This window comes from Microcoleus sp. A006_D1 (assembly GCF_036702805.1).
In the GTDB taxonomy this organism is placed as follows: Bacteria; Cyanobacteriota; Cyanobacteriia; order Cyanobacteriales; family Microcoleaceae; genus Microcoleus.
Genome location: NZ_JAUBVZ010000004.1, coordinates 205,621 through 224,874, shown reverse-complemented (window position 1 = coordinate 224,874; position 19,254 = coordinate 205,621). Strand labels below are relative to the sequence as shown.

Annotated in this window: 17 protein-coding genes; 11 read left to right on the top strand and 6 right to left on the bottom strand. The window is 46.7% G+C overall.

What is annotated here, in order from left to right; all coding sequences use genetic code 11:
• Positions 1 to 139 precede the first annotated feature (139 nt).
• From sir to QUB68_RS09245, 6 genes are all read left to right on the top strand, one after another.
• Positions 140 to 2,131, top strand: a complete 1,992-nt coding sequence (gene sir, locus QUB68_RS09270) for a sulfite reductase, ferredoxin dependent (RefSeq protein ID WP_332991536.1) — start codon at positions 140 to 142, stop codon at positions 2,129 to 2,131.
• A 379-nt stretch (positions 2,132 to 2,510) separates the two neighbouring features.
• The gene (locus QUB68_RS09265; RefSeq protein ID WP_332991534.1) at positions 2,511 to 3,272 is read left to right on the top strand and encodes a 16S rRNA (uracil(1498)-N(3))-methyltransferase; all 762 of its coding nucleotides are present in this window, start codon (positions 2,511 to 2,513) and stop codon (positions 3,270 to 3,272) included.
• Positions 3,273 to 3,352: 80 nt separating this feature from the next.
• Positions 3,353 to 3,583, top strand: coding sequence for a hypothetical protein (locus QUB68_RS09260; RefSeq protein ID WP_332991532.1), 231 nt, complete (start codon positions 3,353 to 3,355; stop codon positions 3,581 to 3,583).
• Entirely contained in the window at positions 3,573 to 3,737 is a 165-nt protein-coding gene (locus QUB68_RS09255) for a lysozyme inhibitor LprI family protein (RefSeq protein ID WP_332991530.1), read from the top strand. Before QUB68_RS09260 ends, QUB68_RS09255 begins: the two co-directional genes overlap by 11 nt.
• Before the next feature lie 62 nt (positions 3,738 to 3,799).
• Entirely contained in the window at positions 3,800 to 4,567 is a 768-nt protein-coding gene (locus QUB68_RS09250; protein ID WP_332991529.1) for a PPC domain-containing protein, read from the top strand.
• Between the two features lie 211 nt (positions 4,568 to 4,778).
• Positions 4,779 to 5,936, top strand: coding sequence for a tetratricopeptide repeat protein (locus QUB68_RS09245; RefSeq protein ID WP_332991528.1), 1,158 nt, complete (start codon positions 4,779 to 4,781; stop codon positions 5,934 to 5,936).
• Between the two features lie 104 nt (positions 5,937 to 6,040).
• On the opposite strand, the gene QUB68_RS09240 is transcribed toward QUB68_RS09245, so the two are convergent.
• Positions 6,041 to 6,523, bottom strand: coding sequence for a hypothetical protein (locus tag QUB68_RS09240; protein WP_332991525.1), 483 nt, complete (start codon positions 6,521 to 6,523; stop codon positions 6,041 to 6,043).
• Positions 6,524 to 6,839: 316 nt separating this feature from the next.
• On the opposite strand from QUB68_RS09240, the gene QUB68_RS09235 reads away from it, so the two are divergent.
• Positions 6,840 to 7,466, top strand: a complete 627-nt coding sequence (locus QUB68_RS09235) for an esterase/lipase family protein (RefSeq protein ID WP_332991523.1) — start codon at positions 6,840 to 6,842, stop codon at positions 7,464 to 7,466.
• 355 nt (positions 7,467 to 7,821) lie between these two features.
• Here the strand turns inward: QUB68_RS09235 and QUB68_RS09230 are convergent, their stop codons facing one another.
• Positions 7,822 to 8,253 carry a VOC family protein gene (locus QUB68_RS09230; RefSeq protein WP_332991520.1) on the bottom strand — a complete coding sequence of 144 codons (432 nt, stop codon included), beginning with the start codon at positions 8,251 to 8,253 and terminating at the stop codon, positions 7,822 to 7,824.
• Between the two features lie 10 nt (positions 8,254 to 8,263).
• Between QUB68_RS09230 and QUB68_RS09225 the strand changes: the two genes are divergently transcribed.
• A complete protein-coding gene (locus QUB68_RS09225; RefSeq protein WP_332991518.1) occupies positions 8,264 to 9,118 on the top strand; it encodes a DUF92 domain-containing protein in 855 nt (284 codons plus the stop codon).
• A 278-nt stretch (positions 9,119 to 9,396) separates the two neighbouring features.
• Here QUB68_RS09225 and hetR read toward each other — a convergent pair whose 3' ends face one another.
• From hetR to QUB68_RS09205, 4 genes are all read right to left on the bottom strand, one after another.
• Positions 9,397 to 10,302, bottom strand: a complete 906-nt coding sequence (gene hetR, locus QUB68_RS09220; RefSeq protein WP_332991939.1) for a heterocyst differentiation master regulator HetR — start codon at positions 10,300 to 10,302, stop codon at positions 9,397 to 9,399.
• A 755-nt stretch (positions 10,303 to 11,057) separates the two neighbouring features.
• The gene (locus QUB68_RS09215; protein ID WP_332991516.1) at positions 11,058 to 11,282 is read right to left on the bottom strand and encodes a hypothetical protein; all 225 of its coding nucleotides are present in this window, start codon (positions 11,280 to 11,282) and stop codon (positions 11,058 to 11,060) included.
• A 414-nt stretch (positions 11,283 to 11,696) separates the two neighbouring features.
• Positions 11,697 to 11,924, bottom strand: a complete 228-nt coding sequence (locus tag QUB68_RS09210) for a hypothetical protein (protein ID WP_332991514.1) — start codon at positions 11,922 to 11,924, stop codon at positions 11,697 to 11,699.
• 95 nt (positions 11,925 to 12,019) lie between these two features.
• A complete protein-coding gene (locus QUB68_RS09205) occupies positions 12,020 to 13,909 on the bottom strand; it encodes an FAD-dependent oxidoreductase (protein WP_332991512.1) in 1,890 nt (629 codons plus the stop codon).
• Between the two features lie 358 nt (positions 13,910 to 14,267).
• Here QUB68_RS09205 and cysC point away from each other — a divergent pair, with 358 nt between their 5' ends.
• The 3 genes from cysC (at position 14,268) to QUB68_RS09190 (ending at position 19,040) form a co-directional block, all read left to right on the top strand.
• Positions 14,268 to 14,798, top strand: coding sequence for an adenylyl-sulfate kinase (gene cysC / locus QUB68_RS09200; RefSeq protein ID WP_332991511.1), 531 nt, complete (start codon positions 14,268 to 14,270; stop codon positions 14,796 to 14,798).
• Between the two features lie 43 nt (positions 14,799 to 14,841).
• Positions 14,842 to 16,569 carry a polysaccharide biosynthesis/export family protein gene (locus QUB68_RS09195; RefSeq protein ID WP_442923060.1) on the top strand — a complete coding sequence of 576 codons (1,728 nt, stop codon included), beginning with the start codon at positions 14,842 to 14,844 and terminating at the stop codon, positions 16,567 to 16,569.
• Between the two features lie 143 nt (positions 16,570 to 16,712).
• Positions 16,713 to 19,040 carry a GumC family protein gene (locus QUB68_RS09190; RefSeq protein ID WP_332991507.1) on the top strand — a complete coding sequence of 776 codons (2,328 nt, stop codon included), beginning with the start codon at positions 16,713 to 16,715 and terminating at the stop codon, positions 19,038 to 19,040.
• Positions 19,041 to 19,254 lie beyond the last annotated feature (214 nt).

The following is a 19,254-nucleotide window of genomic DNA, read 5'->3' as shown; positions in this document are numbered from 1 at the left end:
TTAGTTGTTAACCGAGTTGTCAACAAATCCGACACAGCATTTCTGAGGAAATTTGTCAAGTGCAAATTTGTCAAGTGTCAAATTGTCAAGAAATATTCGATCGACCTTTATCTAATTATAACTGGCACTACACATTCCCATGATTACATCTACGACTTCAACCCCTGCGGCGCGCAAGCCCTCAAAATCAGAAGGTCTCAAAGAACGCAGCAACTACTTGCGAGAACCCGTTGCGACTGAACTGTTACAAGACACAACCCACTTCACCGAAGACGGGATTCAGATTCTCAAATTTCACGGCTCGTACCAGCAAGACAACCGCGACAATCGAGTTAAAGGACAAGAAAAAGACTATCAGTTCATGCTCCGCACCCGCAATCCTGGCGGCTTAGTTCCACCCCAGCTATTCTTGGCATTAGACAAGCTATCAGAAGAATACGGCAACCACACGCTCCGCGTCACAACGCGCCAAGGTTTCCAAATTCACGGCGTGCTCAAAAAAAATCTTAAAGCAGTGTTTTCCTCAATTATTCAAAATATGGGGTCAACCTTGGGAGCTTGCGGCGACTTGAACCGCAACGTCATGGCACCTCCAGCACCGTACAAAAATCGCCCAGAATACCAGTATGCGCTGCAATACGCCAACAATGTCGCCGATTTGCTGACACCGCAAACCGGTGCTTATTACGAAATTTGGCTCGACGGCGAAAAAGCTGTTTCGGCTGAGGAAGACCCCGCTGTCAAGGCCGCCAGACAGCAAAACGGCAACGGTACAATTTTTAGCGACGACAAAGAAGAACCGATTTACGGCGAGCATTATATGCCGCGTAAGTTCAAGTGTTCTGTTACCGTACCGGGAGACAATTCAATTGATTTGTACTCTCAGGATTTGAGCTTGGTGGTAATTACCAATGAAGCTGGCGAGTTGCAAGGTTTTGACGTGTTTGCCGGTGGCGGTTTGGGACGCACTCACAACAAAGAAGAGACTTTTGCGCGGCTTGCTGACGAGATTTGCTATGTTGCCAAGGATGATGTTTACAATTTGGTCAAGGCAATTGTAGCAACCCAAAGAGATTTTGGCGATCGCACAGACAGACGGCACGCCCGACTCAAGTACCTGATTAATGACAAAGGCGTCAAGTGGTTCCAAGAAAAAGTCGCAGAATATTTTGGCAAACCGCTAGAAGCGTTTAAACCGCTGCCTGATTGGAAGTATTTTGATTTCTTGGGCTGGCACGAACAAGGCGACGGCAAGCTGTTTGTCGGCATTTCCGTCGAAAATGGCCGGATTAAAGATGAAGGCTCATTTCAGCTAAAAACCGCTTTGCGCCAAATCGTGCAGAAGTACAACTTGCCGCTACTGGTGACGGCGCACCAAAACGTGATGATTTACGATATTTCGCCGGATATCAAACAGGAAATTCAGGGAATACTCTCGCGCAGCGGCATTCTGGCGGAAACGGCGATCGATCCTTTGGTGCGCTACGCTATGGCTTGTCCGGCATTCCCGACTTGCGGGCTAGCGATTACCGAGTCAGAGCGCATAATTCCCAGCATTTTAGAGCGGATTCGGGCGAGTTTGACCAAAGTTGGCTTAGAAGACGAGCATTTTGTGGTGCGGATGACGGGTTGCCCCAATGGATGCGCCCGCCCTTATATGGCAGAATTGGGGTTTGTCGGGAGTTCGCCGGAATCCTACCAGATTTGGCTGGGCGGTTCTCCCTCACAAACGCGGCTGGCAAAACCAATTGAGGAAAAGCTGCACGTCAACGATTTTGAAGCTTTTCTGGAGCCAATTTTTGTTTATTTCAAGCAAAAACGGCAAACGAGCGAGAGTTTTGGCGATTTTTGCGATCGCGTTGGGTTAGAATCTATCCGTCAATTTGTAACCAATCACCAATCTGCTGACTCGATGACAACTGAGATTAATGATTTAGCTGTTACGTCTAGTAACGACGATGAAAACGAGACTGCCACTGCTGGCGGTGGCAAAGTCCGCCGTCGCATCAGCGTCCGCGATGAAATCTACAACGAGCTCAAAGATGAAGCAGCCCGTCAAGGCAAGCCAATCACGCAGCTAGCGACAGAGGCAATTTCGACTTATTTGAAGAAGATTAAGGAGGAAGGATAAGCCGATTTTCGATTTTCGATTTTCCTTCGCATCCAATAGAGTTCAGGCAAAAGTAATATAAGGGCAGAGCATTTGCACAAAAAAACTTGGAATTTGTAAAATAATTCCGGTTGTAAATGCTTTGCCTTTAATATTTATGAACAGCTTTCTTTGTAGATAAAAACGGCGATTGAAATCGCTTCTATACAAACGATGTCCTAGATGAAAACGGCGATTGAAATCGCTTCTATACAAACGATGTCCGCCTCCGCGGACTAAGAAATAAATGGGGTAAACAGTCTATCTCCTCTCTTCCTCTCTTCCTCTCTTCCTCTGCGCTCTCTGCGCTCTCTGCGGTTCAATAAAAAAATCTAATAGAAAACGAGCAATCTAAAATTCAATGGCTCAATTACAAAGATTAGCAGTTACTGCCGCCCAAATTTTAGCTAACAAAATCGACTTAACTAAGGAACAGCAGCATTACTTAAATCGGGTGCTGCGGTTGCAAGCGGGCGATCGATTTATAGCGATGGACGGCCGAGGGCATTGGTGGTCTGCCATCCTAGAGGTGCGGGAAACCGGGTTATTTGCCTCCATAACAGAGGAGATTGCCGCTAACAGGGAGCTACCTGTTGCCGTAACTTTGATGGCTGCTTTGCCCAAGGGAAACGGCTTTGACGAGGTTGTCAGGCAGGCGACAGAGTTGGGGGTGGCAAGTATTGTGCCGGTGACGAGCGATCGCACTTTGCTCAAACCGAGTGCTCCAAAGGTCGATCGCTGGAGAAGGATTGCTGCGGAAGCGGCGGAACAGTCGGAACGTCAAATTGTGCCGACTATTTTAGAACCTGTTTCGTTTGATTTGGCTGTGAAAGATTGCAGTCAAAAGCATCGATTTATTTGTCTTGCTCGCGGGGACAATCGGCATTTGTGGGATTGTTTGATTGGTTTAGTACCCCCCCAGCCCCCCTTGCTAAGGGGGGAGCAAGAACCGGAATCGATCGCGATTGCGGTTGGCCCGGAGGGCGGCTGGACTGATGGTGAGGTGCAAAGGGCGATCGAGTTTGGTTTTGAACCTGTTTCTTTGGGTAGTAGAATCTTGAGGGCGGTGACAGCGCCGATGGTGGCTTTATCTTTGGTGGGAGCCGCTTTTGAGAAGTGCTAATTACCCAAAAATAGTTCGGAGATTTGCTATATCTGGTAAGGAAAGCTAAAATGTGAGTTAGTTATCATAAAAAAACTAAAATGTTAAAATCAGTAAAGGGTATATATCGAGATGGCAAAGTTGTGTTATTGGAAACTCCGGGTGACTTAACAGAAGGGAAAGTTATCGTTACTTTTCTGGCAGAATCAGGATTAGTAGAGCTGCAATCTCGCGGTATCGATCGGGAGCAAGCAGCAGATTTACGGGTAAGGTTGAGCAGATTTGCCGAGGATTGGGAACGACCGGAAATGGATGCTTACGATGCTTTATAGTCTAGGATGGATAAAAGTAAGAGATCAAACCTGCGAATTTGAAGTTTACAAAAATCGCGGCGGTACTGGCTATCAAGGTTTCCTCAATGAATGTTTGGAGCGCCTGACAAAAGTGCGGACTGCGGAATTAGAAAAATATTTAAAACAGACATAAAACACAATTACTCCGCGTATTGAGTACAACACCTGAAAACAATCCCTAGAGGCAAATATTTTATGAAAACCCTCCCCTTTACCATCACCCTAATCTCAGCAATTATAACCGCGATCGCACCAGCAGTCTTCGCGCAACCGCAGCCATCAGCTAACGAAATCTACATCGATAAAAATTGCCGCCGCAACCAACAACTACCGCAAATCGAAAGATACACTATCTTTAGCAGAAACGAATTTACAACTAACGGTCAAAAATATTGGTTCTACGCAGCCCGCTATCAAGATGGAGCCGCACTTTTCTGTATTTCACAACCCAATTTTAACCAACCAAAAGTTCTAAACGCAGAAAAAATACAAAGACAATTTATTGACAAAATAGCCAGAAACCCCAACAACAAAACAGCCTTTATCATCGCAGTTAGAGAAGGAAATGGCCTAGATGTACCAGTGACAAATTATGGCTTAGATTTGAGCAATGTCGATCAACCAAAAGTAACTCCCCTTTCCATCCTACAGCAGCGAGGAACCCTCAAAGACGGAGATCCCAGCCTTCCCAACGGCAGCTTTTACCGCGAACACAGCTTCCAAGGACGTGCAAATCAATCCATCACCATCGACCTCAAAAGCAGATCGTTCGAGCATTTCGTAACACTCATCGCTCCCAGCGGCGATAAAATTGTAGATATCAAAGCTGTTCGCGTGAATAATAGAGAATCCCAAATAACCGTAAAATTGCCCAGTAACGGCACTTACAAAATAGTTGTTCAAGGACTCGATCGCACCAGCAAAGGTTCATACACCTTAAGCATTAATTCCAATCAACTTTAACAAACACCAGCCAAAATATTATATAGCACTTCTCAGAAACATACTCTACACATCCGCGTTCATCCGCGTTCATCTGCGGTTAAAAAATCCAAATCTTATTTTTGGCAAAAGCCTAAAATCACACACTAACAGAAAAGCAAAAGTTGTTAACCACTGGCGGAACCCACAAAACATCAGCCAAGATAGAAACACACCCATTCTCCCAACCGCCATGACAGACATCAACCAAATAGCCGCAGCCCTCGATAGCCAAAACTACAAACAAGCCGCCCAACTCATCAAACAACTCAAACAAGAATCCCCCGAAAATCCCTGGGTGAAATACTACATGGCGCGCTACTACGAACTCACCAACAACGCCGACAAAGCCCAAACAACCTACAAACAAATACTCCGCGACATCACCAACCCCAAAATCGTCTCCCAGGCCCGCCAAGGCATTCAACGCATTGAAACCGCACAACAAAACCGACGCCAACAAGCCATCGAAACCGCCAAAAACGACCCCAGCAGCCTCGAACCCGGACTCCTGATCCTCGAACCCGTGAGTCCCGAAGACAAGCCCGCAGCCGTACAAAATATCAGCAGAATCTTCAACATCGACGCCTACACAACCCGGATGCAAATCCAAAGCCGCGGCTGGAGACTTTACAAAACCGGCCCCATCGCCGAACTGCGAATTTACGGCCAAGAACTTCTCAACGCCGGCATTCCCGTATTTTGGGCAACCCTAGCCGACATTCAAAAAATCCAAATCTTCCGAGTGCAACACTTCCAGTCTCTCTCTTCCCCAGCCGTGGTTTGCAAAGATAACCTAAATAGACTCGGTTCTATAGAATTTAACTGGTCAGAAGTCAGCCAAAGAATAGAAGGCTTGTTGCCAATTTTCATCGAAATCATGGACTACTCGCCCAACCGCAGAACCGAGCAATTTCGCCACAAAGAAATCACCCAAGATTACGCTCAAATCTGCGACTTGCACATTCCCAGCCGCAACTGCATTCTCCGAATTTGCGACCAAAGTTACGAATTTCAACAAGGCGTTGACTTCACCAAAATCTCAGCAACTAGCCCAGCTTCACCCTCCGCAAAAAACAAAACTTCCCGAGTCAAAAAATCCCCACAAATCCCTCAAAGTACCACCCGAATTAACTGGAATCACTTACTGGAAATATTTGACCAACAGCTTGACGTTACAGTTTGGTCGGAATTCACTTTCTTTGCCGAGACAGTTCTCGATTACACGCATATGTTGAGCAAAATCGAATCTCATGTAGAGGTCGATCGCAAATCCGAAACTCCTTGGGACCCAGCGTTCCAGCTATACAGCGGATTAGCCTTTCTCAGGAACCAAGGAAATAGGGAATAAAAAAAGAGTTGAAAAATTAAAAATGGCATTCGTCATTTTTAATTTTTAACCCCAGCATTTGGAATTATCCAATGCCCAATTCCCTATGACCAATTCCCAACTTCCTATTTGGTTTTCACCTGGCGGGCCATTTCCCGGAAATTGTTCATGCTTGGGCCCGGGCTGCGACGAGTTCCAGTCGGTATCGGCATTAAATTATTAGGAGCAAAAGTCCGATTCGGTTCAGCTTGACTCGGCACTTTCCCGTTAGTTGCAGCAGGTACATTAGCCGGTTCCGCAGTCTTAGCAGCAACGCTAGCGACTGGCTCTTTTTCTTTTTCTTTCTTAGACTTTTTCTCTACCTTAGCCTTCTTAGCCGGTTCAGACTTCTCAGACTTAACAGGCTCAACTTTTGCCGGTGCGGCTGCAACAGGCTCAGGCTTGGCCGGTGCAACTTTAGCAGCCTCGACCTTCGCAGGTGCAACTTTAGCGGGTTCCTTCGCCGAAGATTCCCCCAAATCTAGGAAATATTCAGACTTTTTCAAGCCCAACAGTCCGGCGAAAAAGCCGAAAATACCGCCGAAGAAATTTTTGATAAAACCAAACATTAGACTTACTCCTTTTGTTCTTTTAGAGAAATTTGTACAAGCTTGTCAACAAAGTCAGACTACGAGTTAAGGCAACCTTTGTCTACATTTATTCATCAAAATTTACATTTTTTGATGAATAACGCAGAGCTTATAGTAATTTTTACTCAGTAATGCCAGTCTTAACTTTGCACTTATTTACGATTATCTCAGAATTTATGACTGATTTCCTAATTTGCCCGCAATACCTTGATCCGATTCGCTAGCTGTCCCACCAGGGGTCAAACTCCCTAGGGGAGTGATTTATGCTGTAATCGGCAAGCAATTTTCTTTTCAAATGAACAGTTCGCTCGATCGCAATCCCGTCATCCTGATCCACGGCATCTGGGACACAAAGACTATTTTCAGCAAAATGTCCGCCCACCTCACCCAACTCGGATGGTGTGTCCACAGCCTCAACCTCACCCCCAACGACGGTAGCCTCGGCCTCGACTCACTAGCCAAGCAACTCGCAGACTACATCTCTGAAACCTTCGATCCACAACAGCCTTTAGACATAGTAGGCTACAGCATGGGTGGCATCGTCAGCCGCTACTACGTCCAGCGACTTGGAGGAATTAACCGAGTCGAGCGTTTCATCACCATATCTTCCCCTCACAAAGGAACCCTCACCGCCTATTCCCTACCTTTACCAGGATACCTGGATATGCGCCCCGATAGCGGATTGCTGCGCGATTTGAATCAAGATGTTACCGTGCTCAAACGCATAAACTTTACATCAATGTGGACGCCATTTGACATAATGATTGTACCGGCGAACAGCTCTCAAATGCCAGTAGGTAAAGAAATTAAACTCAACGTAATGCTGCACCGCCAAATGATAACAGAACCTCAAAGTATTAACGCATTAGTTGAAGAACTAAAAGCACCAATTAAAAATAAAATTCCACTTAAAAATGAATAGCAATTGCAGTCGCAACCCAGCTCCAGAACAACCTTTAGATCTAGATCGGACGTACGGTTGAAACCGCTTCTTGTCTAACGAAGTCCGAGCTCAGAGGGACTGAAGAAAAGAACGTAATACCAATTTGAAGAAATCTTGCAGAATCAGAAATTAGAGGTTTTCACCTGTAGGGAAACGGTAATGCCGTGTCCGGTCGGGAGTTATGACTTCGGACAGATAATTTCTCTACGGTTAATAACCATATCAACAATTTTTCACGCATGGTATAATTTAAACCGCCCGCTCTTCAACCCGCTCCCGTCGCGTGAGTGTTTGACAAGAAGCGGTTTCAACCGCCCGCTGTTCTTCTCAATTACTAAACTGTATCGCCGACTTCAGCGTATTCGCTGCGACCAAAAATTGCCTCAGCTTCGCAGTAATACTTGAACTCCAGTATATTGTGGAAAGGATCTTCTAAGAAGAAAGTGCGGTGCTCGGTAGGCAAACCGACAAATCGCCTTCTCGCTTCTTGATAGAAATTCAAGTTGTTTTGCTGGGCTTTTTCTAATAATCCTTCCCAGTCAGCTTCGTTCGTAAAAATTAACCCAAAATGCCGGGGATAAATGCCTCGCTGAGGCGTCAAAGGTTCGTGGCTGACGTGGGCGACAATTTGATGGCCGCACAAACCCATAATTGCCGAATTCGGCGATTCGCGACCTAGTTTGCAGCCGAGCCCGTCTACGTAGAAGGCTTTGGTTTGGGCAATATCGGTCACGGGGAAGGCAAGATGAAATAATACTTGGCTCATGGAGGTACTAATGCAGAATTCAGAATTGTTCTTTAATTATTTATCTTGGTCTAATCCTTGGTTGGTGGCGATCGCCCTCAATACATTTTTACTCGCGATCGCCACACTTGCTCCTAAAAAATTACTCACACCCGCTGGGCAATTTCACGGCTGGGCCCTGGGTGTCATCATCTGGGGCTGTTTGGGATGGCAAGGCTATGCGGTGGTGATGTTTTACTTTCTTGTCGGATCGGGAGTTACCCGCATCGGCAAAGCCCAAAAAGAAGCTGAAGGCATTGCCGAAAAGCGATCGGGCGCACGAGGCCCGGAAAATGTCTGGGGCTCGGCTTTAACCGCTACTGTTTGTGCTGTGGGAGTTTTGGCATTATCTATTTTGGGAGACACAGGCGGTATTTTAGGAGAGACAGGCGGTATTTTAGGAGAGACAGGCAAGATGCCTGTGTCACAAGATGTGATTTCCCTGTTATTGCTGGGCTATGCGGCGAGTTTTTGCACCAAACTTTCCGATACCTGCGCTAGCGAAATCGGCAAAGCTTACGGGAAGCGGACTTTTTTGATTACTACGTTACAGCCTGTACCTAGGGGTACGGAAGGGGCCGTAAGTTTGGAAGGAACGATCGCAGGTATTGTCGGCTCGATTCTGATTGCGCTTGTGAGTTGGGCTGTGGGTTTAATTGACTTGACAGGAATTATTTTTTGTGTTATGGCAGCTTTTATTGCTACCAACATCGAGAGCGTGATTGGCGCGACGGTGCAATCACAGTTTGAATGGCTGACGAATGAGGTAGTGAATTTTTTTAATACGCTGATCGGGGCGATCGCAGCGATCGTCTTAGTTTCTGTGTGGAAAGCTTTTTTAGCTTAGTCAATCCTGGACGCGATCGCGACCCAAGAAACCGGATTTTTTACGATAATTCAAGGCATTAACGCCGTATGTTCGGTAAAAAATCCGGTTTCTGCCTCCAAGACTATTAGTTATTCATCATTAGTCATTACTGTCAAGCGATCGACCAATGACCAATCACCAATGACCAATCACCAATGACTACTGACCAATCACCAATGACCAATCACCAATGACCAATCACCAATGACCAATCACCAATGACCAATCACCAATGACCAATGACCAATGACTAATAACTAATCATCGTCTTTCGGCCCAAAAACCATTTGTACAATCATTGTTGGTTCGCCCCGCTTGTGATAGCGATCGGCCCAATTGCGAATAATTTCATCTAATTCCTCAACAGCCTGTTCTACCCGTTCCGGCGGGATATCCAAAGTTTCCATAACTCGCATTACTTTCGGTTGTTTTTCCGCCCAATCCTGCATCAGCCGGAAATATCTAGCCGTATCCTCCACCATCGTAAATGTCCGTTCTTCCTGCTCTGCTGGAGAGTAAGTTGCGCGGCTGAGGGCATAAAAAGGCATTCCCCAAGGAGAATCTATGCGAGTCACCGTTCCGGAATAGATCAAGCGGCGCTTGATGTGTTCTGCTAGAGCTTCGCTCAAAGGCATTCGCCTTTCTGGAGGCATATCTTCTTGCGATCGCCTGTGCAGAAACTCGATCAGCTCCATAAACTGAAAAGAATTGATCAGTTGAGCGTCAGGCGGATTAGGAGGAATCTTGCCTTCGAGATATTTTTTTTCATCCGCAGTCAAGCTGTTTCCCGGAATCCGAGGCCGTCCCGGAACCCAAGCATATTGTTCCAGCCAGACATAGGGAAACTGAATCAAATATCTAGGTTCTTGGGAACCCAACATTTTCAGCAATTTTCCTTTAGTCAGAGCTTCCCGGACTTCCTCAACGATCACCTTCACCCGTTTAGGCTCAATGTGATGCAAGTGTCCGGTCATCCGCAGGTTGTTGTCCTGCTCCATATAAGTCATATAAATGGCACACTTAGCCGCCGTTGCGGCCGCGTCTAGAAACGCCCCGTGCCTGTGCCCACTGGTTCTCATGGCGCTAAACGCCAGATATAGCATGATCTGATCCATTGCACTAGGGCTGAGGCTTTTGACCAGATCCAAAGAGTCATTTTTCATCACAATCTCCGAAATAGTAAAACCTGGAGGCATCTGGTCGTCCTCCATTTAAAAATTATTGCGAGAGCGCCGAATCAAGCATAGCTGAATCTCACCGGAAACCTTGCCACCTACCCTAATATTCAGGCCGGTTAATTTTCCTGATGTCACTGGGGTATTGACTCGAAGGCGATCGACACCGAATAAGTGGTTCTTATTGGTGAATTTAAGTAGAGTGTTGCACCCTCTGCACTCAGGGGTTTACCTATATATAAGTTAGTTATCGCAGGTCAATTATAGTGCAGGCGTTGAAAATCAAACCCCACCTGCGGGAGGAAAACGTAAAGAATTGTTGCGATGGAGGAATTTGAGGCGGCTCCGATCGCAACAGTTGTTGAATACTCGTGGACGGCGACACCAGGTTCGATCAACTAAAATACGGGGTTGATGCCCTGGGGAATCGGTTGAAAAACCCGGATGATCAGAGACCTGTGGGTAATTCCTATTTAATTGAAGCGTTTTCAATACAAAACCGCCACCTACTATAATCTATCTCTAGGTAGATGGCAGCTCCAAATTGATATGCTAATTTTAATATTAAAAAAAATCTCGTAATAACTGTCAAATAACTGTCAACAAAAAGTGCAGTTGGCTGACGAACCAGAAAAATTAGAGTCCCAGAAAATTAGTTGGCTCGATCGACACGGGCGGCCTCGAAACCAGCCTCGAAATAAGTCAGTTGCGGAACTAGGTTTCTGGCAATGCGATTAAAATTGCTATAGTGGCTGAATGTCAGTGCGGGACTCCATAAAATCACGCCGTGGCCGACGTTCTTTCCTGGGCTCGCGCTCTCCTCTTTGTTGAGTTTGCGCTGACAACATATATTGATGAGCGGTGGCAGTTTCTAGCTGTTCGACTGGGGATTCAAGGGATAGAGCGCAGGTAGCACTCAAGCTAAGGCCCAACAGGCTCAATAAAGCAATTGCTGTGTAGTTTTTCATGGGTAGTATCCGTGTGAGTGTCTATTTAGAGATACGGACTTTTCCCTTGCTCATCAGGATTGATTTCCCAGAAATTGCCAGATTATCCAAAAAACATGATGCGAGAATTATTTAACTTTTAAAATTGTGTCACTCACAGTAAATTTTAGTTGCCTAACTTGACAGGGTGAAATGTATCTAAAGCCTTGAATATACAAAACCGCCAAATACAAGACTAAATCTCTCGATAAATGGCGGTTGAAGCTTGATATTCTATCATTTTTTACACACAAAAAATATCCTCATGACTGTCAACAAGAAGTGCAGTTGCCTGACGAACCTGACTTTCCTAGAATCCCAGAAAATCAGATCGAGCGCTCGACACGGGTGGCCGAAACCAACTCATTGGTGGAACTCCCTTTCGTCCCCATGCCCTTAAAATGCTGATATCTGATGTGTGTAAAGATGAGGCTGAACGAACTCTCTGCGTCCGCTGCCTCTTTCTGGAGAACGATCGCCTTTGTGTTGTGGAGTTAGCGCCAAGAAAATATAACGAGCAACAATTTCGAGCAATTCGACTAGGCCTTCCACAGATCGAGTGGCGCTAGCACTCAAGGTAATGCCCAACAGGCTCAGTAAAGCAATTGCAGTGTAGGTTTGCATGGGTAGTATCCGTGTCAGTGTCTATTACCTGATACGGACTTGCCTGGATCGATCAGGATAGATTTCTGGCAATTTTCGGAACTTTGCAAAAAACCTTACCCATTCAATGCTACTGCTCCTGCCAGCAGCCAAGCACCGGCAAAATTCAGCCTGCCCGATACTGTCAGAGGCTTTTCGGTTTCGCAATTATGTAAAAATCTGTCGGTTTCCGAATCTAAAGTCACGAGTTGCCAAGTTTGACTGGCTACGGATGCGGGACTTGTCAGGGTTAGCGTCCAATCTTGTGCGCTCAGGCGGCGGAAAATGCCCGAAAATTGGCTGTCGGTATTTGCTGTTTTACCGCTGGGATTTACAGAGAAATCCGGTTCAAATGTCAAGGTTCTGGGTTCAAATACAGAACTTTCGTTGAGAAACCCGGTTTTTTGATCGCTTTTGACTGACAAAGGAAAAGGACATTCGCCGCTGGCGGGATATGCTTGAGGTCGATCGAGATAATAGCGTTGCCGATCGAGCCAATCCGATCGATCTAGTGTCAAATTAAATAAAGGAATAACTGTCGCCCTCGCCTCAGCATCTTGCAGCAAAGCTTCCTGCAAAACTCTCACCGACAAATCCCGCGGCTGACATCCAGCTTCCGCGCACAAAGCCGCCGCCATCCCCGCCGCCTGTCCGATATTCATCACCACAGGCTGCAAGCGAGTTGCACCGTTGGCAATGTGAGACACGGAAATATTTTTTTCGCAGACTAGCAAACCGTCTGTACTCTCAGGAATTAGCGCACTGTAGGGAATTGTAAACGGAGTCCCAGTCCAGCGGCCGCCCCAACGGATGGATTTGGGCTGCAAGGGAATGTCGCCACTGGGATAATGGTGGTCATTTGCGTAGTTGCCGATCGCAATTGTTTCACAAATTCCCTCAGAATTGATCGGCAATTTCGCTACTTTTGCGCCGACAAACGGCAAAATATCTTGTTCTGTGACTGTACTTATCCCTCGCAAACGGCGGCTTTCTCGGTAGTAAGGGTGCAAGGCGAAAGCAGAAAGCAGGGAAGAATTGGGTTGATTTTCGATCTGGGAAATCGGGAAAATATTTTGTGCTAAGCCGTAGCGGCGGCCGAGTTTGGTTTGAATGAAGCGGGCGAAACTTTGAGTGTGCCAGAGACTTTCTTGGAGGAATTCTTGTCGGGATGTTTTTGATCCAATTAGTCGATCGACTCCTTCACCATAATCATTACCACGAATCGGCCAATTAATCATCAACAATCCGCCGGGAAGCCTACCGTAATTGAGAAATTGCTCGGGAGTGTAATCTTTCCAAGCATCGGAAAATCGATCGGGATTGTCAACAGGCGGCGCGGGAATTTCTGGCGCAATCGCACCTTCCCCAAAATCCTGCATAATTGCCACCCAAGTCGGAGCTTGCACCGAATACCGTTCTGTGAGATCGTTAGAGGCGATCGGCGCGCTGGGTTCTCCCCATTCAGCTTGGAATTCCCAACCCCAGCGGTGCCCAACTTCCCCTAAAGCCAGCAAATCTCCCAATTCCGTTGCATCCAAAGTGATTTTTGCCGTCACCGTAAAATCTGCAAACCGAACGCCAGAAATTCTGTTGCCTTCCCATAGCACATCTTGAGCAATTTGTCCAGAAATCCACTGCAAGTTTGGTAAACACTTAACCCAATCAGCAAAAATTTCAGCACCGATGCGGGGATCGTAAGTGAAAAAACTGACCCAGCCCCAATCTAAACCTCCCGGCTGTCGCTGCTGGAGTTCCCCCAGAAACGCGCCCCACAAACCTGTCTGAAAGGCGGCTAATTCGTTGCCGTCTGGAGCTGAAACGCCTGCTGTCGTCAGCATTCCTCCCAGCCAGGGAAATTCGCTGACTAAAATAGTTTTGGCACCTCGGCGGGCTGCTTGCACGGCTGCTGCGGTGCCGCCGGTGCCACCACCGACTACCAAAACATCTGCTTTTAAGGTTGGGGACATGGGGAATAGGATTTTAGATTTTAGATTTTAGATTTTAGATTGCAAGAGGCTCAGTCAGGTGCTACGGGATAGATGTTGGGCACGCTTGCGATCGCCAATTAAATTTTAAGATGTAAAGACTTGATAAATCATATATCGGTAATTACGCAGAGACCGCACATTTTTTATTTCCGCAACACTTTCAGATTACTTATTTCTGCTCTTCCTCTGTATCAAGAACATCCTTTGCGTCGATCGAAAAAATTAGTTATTGTGAGACCGATCGCCTTTCAAATCAAAAAAAAGTAGAAAATGGGCAACCGCGACAGTAAAATAATAAATCCTGTAATTTCCTCACAATTCACTACTAAAAAAGCAATTGAAAATGGACAAAGGTTTTATTTTGTGGTTCACCGGGCTGAGCGGTTCCGGCAAGACAACTATCAGCAAAGCTCTCGAACCCGAATTGAAAGCGAGAGGCTGCAAAGTTGAAATATTGGATGGAGATGTCGTTCGCACCAACTTGTCAAAAGGTTTGGGATTTAGCAAAGAAGACCGAGATACTAATATTCGGCGGATTGGATTTGTCGCGAACCTGTTGAGTCGCAATGGAATTGTGGCAATTACGGCAGCTATTAGCCCCTACAGAGCCATTCGCGACGAAATTAGGGCGATCGAGCCAAATTTTGTGGAGGTGTATGTCAAAGCACCGTTAGAAGTGTGCGAATCGCGTGATGTCAAAGGGCTGTACGCTAAGGCCAGAGCCGGAGAAATCAAAGGTTTTACGGGCGTTGACGATGCTTATGAAGAACCGCTCAATCCTGAGATCGTTTGTTACACAGAGGGGGAAAGTGTCGAAGAGAGTGTTAAAAAAGTTCTGAGCAAGTTAGAAGAGTTGGGTTACATTTGATGTTGGCGGGGTAAGAAGAGGATAGGGGCAAACAGCGATGGTGGTGAAAAGTTCTTCGCGCGGCGTACAACTCGATCAAAAATCTCACCCTTCGGCCTCCTCCGCACAGAGGGAAAGCAGAGGATTTTTCGCCTCTGTTTGCAGGAAAGCAACTGAGGGAGAGGTTTTGAGCAAAAGCGACAAGCTGGGTTATCGGGCAAGTAATGCTGTGAAAAATTTAATTGTCCAAAGTTTAACCGTGTCAGTGCTGGCGGTGGCGGTGGGTTCATCTCCGGCGGCGGCCCAGTTTTTGCCTCCTCCTCCTCCTCCTCCTGCTTCGGGTTCTCCCCTTCCTGTACCGGTACCCGCAGCGCCGGGATTTCCGACATTTCCGGCAAGTGCACCTTCAAGTGTACGATCGGAAGTTTACACTTTGGGCGCGGGCGATCGCATTCAAATGGACATCTTCAACGTCCCGGAATACAGCGGCCCCAACGGTCAACACCAAATACAGGCCGACGGTTCCCTGAGTTTGCCCTTAATTGGCAGCCTATCCGTGGCTGGAATGACCTTAGAACAAGCTTCTAATGCTGTCAAGGAGCGATACGGCAAATATCTCAAGCGTCCTTGGATTACGCTGAAACTACTAGCGCCGCGGCCTTTGCAAATTGCGATCGCGGGCGAAATCAACCGCCCCGGAGCCTATACAATATCTTCAGCAGCAGGCCCCGGAGGCACAACAGAGCAAATTGGAACTCAAATGCCCACGATATCGCGAGCTCTGCGAATGGCGGGCGGAATTACCCAGTCAGCAGACGTGCGGCAAATCAAAATCCGCCGCCCCCAGCGCAACGCACCCGAACAAATTATTAGTGTGGATTTGTGGGAATTATTGCAAAACGGTGATTTGCGGGCCGATATGACTTTGCGCGACGGCGATACGATATTTATTCCCACTGTAACTAGCCTCAACCGCCAAGAAGCACCGACTTTAGCAGTAGCTAACATTACCGGACAAAGCACTCAACCAATTAATATTGCTGTGGTGGGCGAAGTAACTCGCCCCGGTACTTATACTTTGGCCAAAGAGGTTCAAAGTAGGGTACAAGAGAATGAAATGGGTGCAGATTCTGGTTTGTTTGCTGCGAGGGAAACTCCCGGCTCCGGGGAAACTGTTTTGCAGCAAACTGTAACGAGAGCTATTAAAATGGCGGGCGGTATTACGCCGGTAGCTGATATCAGACAAATACAAGTTCGCCGCCTGACGCGGGCGGGTACCGAACAAATTATTAATGTGAATTTGTGGCAACTTTTGGAAGGGGGAGATGTATCCCAAGATTTAGCGCTGCAACAGGGAGATACGGTAATTGTTCCCAAAGCCGAAAATCTCGATGCACTCGAAGGCGCACAAGTTGCTAATTCTAATTTTTCACCGGATTCGATTAAGGTGAGTCTGGTGGGAGAAGTTGTGAAACCGGGGGCTTTTGCTTTACAGCCCAACACTACTTTAAATCAAGCGCTGGTAGCAGCGGGAGGTTTTAATAAATCGCGGGCAGAAATGGATTCGGTGGATTTAATTCGCCTCAATCCTAACGGTACTGTTTCGCGACTAAGCGTTAAGGTGAATTTTTCCGCAACCGCCAATGAGGAAACTAATCCCAAACTGCAAAATAATGATGTAATTATGGTAAGGCGATCGAGCCGCGCCACGTTCTCGGATAATGTAGGCGGGACTCTCGCTCCTCTGAGCCCACTGTTGGGAATATTCCGATTGTTCAATATTTTTCGGTGAGTTGAATAGACTAGCGCTAAGGCTTCATCAACCCGCTTTCTAGAAAAAATTTCAGTTTGGTAACGAGATATCTAGTCAGAAACCGGGTTTCTGAAACTGCGCCCGCCGTACAGATGTTTAAACTAATAAGTTGTAGAAATCAAATGAAACCAGGGAAAAAATCTCAAATAACACTGTTTAATAACAATAAAAAAGCCGCTGGACAGCAAAAATTATCTTCCGTGCTTTATGAAGAAGAGCAATTTTTTAGCAGAGACAATACAGAGGAAGAAGAGTTAAGTTTTTGGGAAGTTTGCCGCAGTCGCTCCCTGTTAGTGATCGGTGTAGCAGCGGCAGTGACAACCGGGGTTTTTGCGTGGACGCTGAATCAAAAAAGCGAGTACGAAGGGCGCTTTCAATTATTGGTAGAACCCGCAGTTACGCAAAACACTTTAGCAAAAATCTACTCCGGCGAGGTAAAACTGCAACCCGCAGCCCCCGCAACTCCAGAGCAGCCAGGTTTTGACTACGAATCGCAAATACAAGTTTTGCAAAGCCCGCAAGTAATGTCGCCGATTATCAAAGAGTTGCGGGCTAAATATCCCGAAATAAATTACAACTACCTTTTGAACCAAAAAGCAGATAATTTGCCGTTTTCTCAGCAAACTAGGCTGTCGATTAATCGCTTCAAAAATACCAAAATTATCGAAGTTAGATATCGGGATTATGATCCGAAAAAAATTCAGTTTGTTTTGGAAAAAGTTGCCCTAGGCTACCGCAACTACAGCGTGCAAGATACCAGAACTCAAATTAGCCAGAGTCTGGATTTTGTGAAATCGCAAATTCCCAACCAGCAAAAGCGCCAACAAGTTCTGCAAACTGAAATTCAAAAGTTGCGCCAGCAATACAATTTCATCGATCCGCAAATTCAAACCCAACAACTGGCGCAGCAAATCAGCCAACTTCAAGCGCAAAGATTGGACGCGCAAACGCAGCTCAACCAGCAGAGATTGCTCTATGCCAACTTGCAAAATCAGCTGGGATTAAACCAGCAACAAGCCTTGATGGCTTCGGCTCTGAGTCAAGCTCCCCGCTATCAAGCGATGCTGACTCAATTGCAGCAATTGGAAGGGCAAATTGCGATTAACTCGGCTACATATACAGACAACTCTCCGCAAATGCAATTGTTGCGAGATCAGCGGAAAAATTTGATTCCTTTGTTGAAGAAAGAAGCCCAACAGGTTTTGGGAACTGATTTGGCTAAGGTGAATTCGCAAGTGCTGGCTTTTCAAGATCCGGTGCGGATTAAGTTAATCGAACAGTTTATCGGTACTGCTAATTTAATTCAGGTGTTGGGGGTGCGGAATCAAGTTTTGGAACAGGCTGCTAAGCAGTTGAATCAATATTCTCAAGGATTCCCGGTGATTTTGCGGCGCTATTCTGATTTGCAGCGGGAGGCGGAGTTGACTAACAGTACGCTGAATAGTTTGCTGGCAAAACAGCAAGCTTTGCAGCTTGAAGCTGTGGGTAAAAAAGAGGTGGCTTGGGAAGTTATTGCGAAGCCGGAAATTCCGCGCTACAAAAATGGCGAGTTGATGGCTGTGGCTCCGATTATGCCTTTGAATTTGGCTTTGGGAGGATTGGCTGGTTTGCTGTTTGGGATGCTGGCGGCGCAGTTGGCGGAACGGTTTAATAATAAGACGGTGTTCCACACTCCAGAGGATGTCAAACACTCGATTCGCCTGCCTTTGTTGGGGGTAATTCCTGCTAGCGATAAAATTTTGAGACTGCCGCCTGCGGAAACAACTCCGATTGATGTGGGAACTTCGCCGATGCCTACGGATGCTTTTCAAGAGGCTTTTCGATCGCTCAATGCTAATATTCGGTTGTTAAACGTTGATACTCCGATCAATTCTTGTGTAATTACGTCTTGTCAAGTAGCTGACGGCAAGTCTACTGTGGCGGTAAATCTGGCGCGGGCGGCGGCTGCAATGGGCCAGCAAGTGCTGTTGGTGGATGCGGATTTGCGGAGGCCGCAGGTGCACGAAATGCTGGGTTTGCCGAACTGGCAAGGCTTGCACAACGTGATTGCTGAGGATTTGGATGTGAAACAGGTGATTTTGCGATCGCCCCGTGATGAAAACCTATTTGTGTTAACATCAGGCCCGGTTCCTCCCGATCCCACAAAGGTGCTTTCTTCCAGAAAAATGCAGCATTTAATGGCAGCTTTGGCAAGTCATTTTGACTTGGTTATTTACGATACTGCGCCGCTTTTGGGTTTGGCGGATGCGAATTTGTTGGCGGCTCATACTAACGGATTGATGCTGGTGGTGGGGCTGAATCAAACTGAGCGGGAGGCGCTGTTGTTGGCTTTTGAGGATTTGAAAATGGCGGGGATTCCGCTGTTGGGAATGGTGGCGAATAATGATAAGGGCAGCAGGTATTTCTATCAGTCTTACGTGCAGAATTACATTCAGGAAAAGTCTGTTTAGGAGCGTGTAGTTACTCGTTTGTTACTTGTTACCAGGCTCTGCCTGGTAACGGAGATCCGGAGGCTCTGCCTCCATTGTCGATTGTCCCAGCCGAGGCAGAGCCTCGCTTATATGGGTTCCCAGGCAGAGCCTGGAAGTTGCTCAGGCGCATTCGATCGCAAACATAAACTTTAACAACAAAATTTCTTAATATTTGCGATCGCTCCCCTACACT